Raw genomic sequence first — 2,500 nt, 5'->3', positions numbered from 1 at the left:
GTAAGCGGCAAGCTGAGGCCGTTCAGCTCGCGTAGTTCCAGGGCATGAGTGCATCGAGATCGCTGCTTGGCCAGCCGTTGGCGATGCGCTCGAGGGTCTGGGTAAGCCAGGCCTGCGGATCAACGTTGTTCATCTTCGCCGTCTGAAGGAGCGTGGCGATTGTCGCCCAGGTCCTTCCGCCGCCGTCACTGCCAGCGAAGAGACTGTTTTTTCGCGTAATTGTCTGGGGCCTGATGGCGCGCTCAACGATGTTGGAGTCGAGCTCGATGCGGCCGTCGGTGAGGAAGCGCTCGAAGATGGAACGACGCGAAGTAGCATAGCGGATCGCCTCGGCCAGCTTCGACTTGCCGGAGATCCGCGGCAGGGTCTTTTGCCAAAGGGCGAAGAGCTCCATGACAACCGCAGCAGATGTCGCCTGGCGCGCCGTGACACGGGCGTCAGGGTTTTGACCGCGGGCCGTTTCTTCCACCTGCCAGAGCTTCGCCATCAGCTCCACCGTCTCGGTGGCGATCCTAGAGCTGTCCGAAGCGTGCAGCTCGTAGAACTTGCGTCGGGTGTGGGACCAGCAGCCAGCGAGCATCATGCCGTCATTGCCGCCGTCAGATCGGGCAAGCTTGTTGTAGGCACCATAACCGTCGACCTGAAGGATGCCTCGATAGCCACTCAGATGCCGGGCGACCCGATCGCCAGCGCGGCTATCTTCGAAGCGATAGGCGACCATCGGCGGACCACTGCCACCGAAGGGTCTGTCATCCCTGGCATAAGCCCATAGCCAGGCCGTCTTGGCAGATCCGGATCCGGGCGCGAGCGTGGGCAACGTAGTCTCGTCAGCGAAGATCCGCTCAGCCTTCTTGATCTCGGCCAGGATGTAGTCGGCCAGAATGTTGAGCTCGAAGCCGAGCTTGCCCATCCATTGAGCCATCAGCTTCCGGTCAAGCTCGACCTTGTCGCGTGCATAGATTGCCTCCTGCCGATAGAGCGGAAGGCCATCGGCATACTTCGAGACCGCGATCTGGGCCAGAAGCGCTTCCGTTGGAATGCCGCCCTCGATGATGTGCGTGGGTGCAGCTGCCTGAATGACGCCATCTTCGTTTTTGAAGGCATACTTCGGTCGGCGGGTGACGATGACGCGGAACTTCGCCGGCACGACGTCCAGCCGCTCCGAGACGTCTTCTCCGATCAGCACCTTCTGTTTGCCGACGTGCTCGGGCACCTCATCTGGCTCGATCACGACTTCGACCCGTTCCAGATGAGGTGCAAAGCCCTTGCGCGGCCGGGGCGGACGTTTGCCATCGGGGTAAGTGACGCTCTTGTTCACCTGGGCTCGGATTGCAGCGATGCCGGTCTCGATCTCCTCGAAGACAAAGGCCTGCTGCTCATCGTCAATCGTTGGAGATGCGAGCTTTTCCGATCGCTGGCCAAAGCGGGCACGATCGAAGGCTTTCAGGATCTGGGTCAGTCGCTCGATGCGTCCATCAGCATCGGCGTTTCTGGCCTTCAGATCTGCGACCTCGCTCTCGAGAGCATCGGCGCGCGCTGCCTTCTCGGCCATGGCAAGGAGCATGGCTTTCAGGGTCTCTACATCATCCGGGAGCTGCAGATCGGGCGGCGTCATAAGGCCTATCAGAGCATATTTCGCTCCGGTTTTCCTGCCCTCTCAGGCGGCTGATTCACTTCGCCGCAGGCCTTTACCCAACGATCTCCGGCGGCTTCACCGCCACGGAGCGAACCCGTTTCCAGTCCATGCCGTCAACCAGCGCAATAAGCTGGGCATGATTGAGCTGCACCCGGTTGTGGCCGATCCGAGGCCAGCAGAACTGCGCCTTCTCCAGCCGCTTCGAGTAAAGGCAGACCCCGGATCCATCCCACCAGACGATCTTGATCCGGTCGGCCCGTTTGGCCCGGAAGACATAGAGCGAGCCGTTGAACGGATCACTGCCGGCATCACGCACCAGCGACAGCAAGCTGTCCGGCCCTTTGCGGAAGTCGATGGGATGACTGGCGAGGAAGACCTTTACACCTGCGGGGATCATGCCGAGCGAACCGCTCGGATGACAAACTGCAGATGCGCTTCTTCGACATGTCGGCCGGCTCGCACAACGATACCGCCAATGACGATTTCGACGACGGGGTCAGGGTCAGGTGCGACGCTCTGCGGATCAAATGCCGCTGCTGCCTGTTCAGGCTCATCGCTGCCCAACAGTTCTCTGCGCCAGCGGTAGAGTTGAGACGGCAGGATCCCGATCTGCCGCGCGACTGCCGACACGTTCACACCGGGCTGACAGGCCTGCTCAACCGCTGTGGCCTTGAATTCGTCGGACCAGAAACGCCGCAACTGTCGCGGCGACCCGTCAAGGCGATCGGGCACCGCTTCGATCATTCGCATCAACCCAACGCGAGCCGCAGGTCTAGACATAGATCCTCACATTCAGAGAACTCGTATGCCCGAAATACCCTGCTCAGCATCAGCCGCGCCAGATGGGGTCTCCTTGCCGCTTAC

At 61.1% G+C, this 2,500-nt stretch carries 3 protein-coding genes; all 3 read right to left on the bottom strand.

The annotated features are described in order from the left end of the window. Positions 1-22: 22 nt before the first annotated feature. Positions 23-1,615 (bottom strand): IS66 family transposase, encoded by a 1,593-nt coding sequence (gene tnpC / locus C8J33_RS26745; protein ID WP_110731121.1) that lies wholly within the window; start codon positions 1,613-1,615, stop codon positions 23-25. Between the two features lie 73 nt (positions 1,616-1,688). Further along, positions 1,689-2,033, bottom strand: a complete 345-nt coding sequence (tnpB, locus tag C8J33_RS26740; RefSeq protein ID WP_110803318.1) for an IS66 family insertion sequence element accessory protein TnpB — start codon at positions 2,031-2,033, stop codon at positions 1,689-1,691. Continuing rightward, the gene (locus tag C8J33_RS26735) at positions 2,030-2,380 is read right to left on the bottom strand and encodes a transposase (RefSeq protein WP_165906884.1); all 351 of its coding nucleotides are present in this window, start codon (positions 2,378-2,380) and stop codon (positions 2,030-2,032) included. Before C8J33_RS26735 ends, tnpB begins: the two co-directional genes overlap by 4 nt. Between the last annotated feature and the right edge of the window lie 120 nt (positions 2,381-2,500).

The sequence above is a fragment of the Rhizobium sp. PP-CC-3G-465 genome (assembly GCF_004343445.1).
Classification (GTDB): Bacteria; Pseudomonadota; Alphaproteobacteria; order Rhizobiales; family Rhizobiaceae; genus Ferranicluibacter; species Ferranicluibacter rubi.
This window is presented reverse-complemented; position numbering and strand designations above follow the sequence as displayed.

Excerpts from the sequence above, each read along its gene's own strand:
- tnpB (WP_110803318.1), bottom strand. The coding sequence starts at position 2,033 with ATGATCCCCGCAGGTGTAAAGGTCTTCCTCGCCAGTCATCCCATCGAC.
- C8J33_RS26735 (WP_165906884.1), bottom strand. The coding sequence starts at position 2,380 with ATGATCGAAGCGGTGCCCGATCGCCTTGACGGGTCGCCGCGACAGTTG.
- tnpC (WP_110731121.1), bottom strand. The coding sequence starts at position 1,615 with ATGACGCCGCCCGATCTGCAGCTCCCGGATGATGTAGAGACCCTGAAA.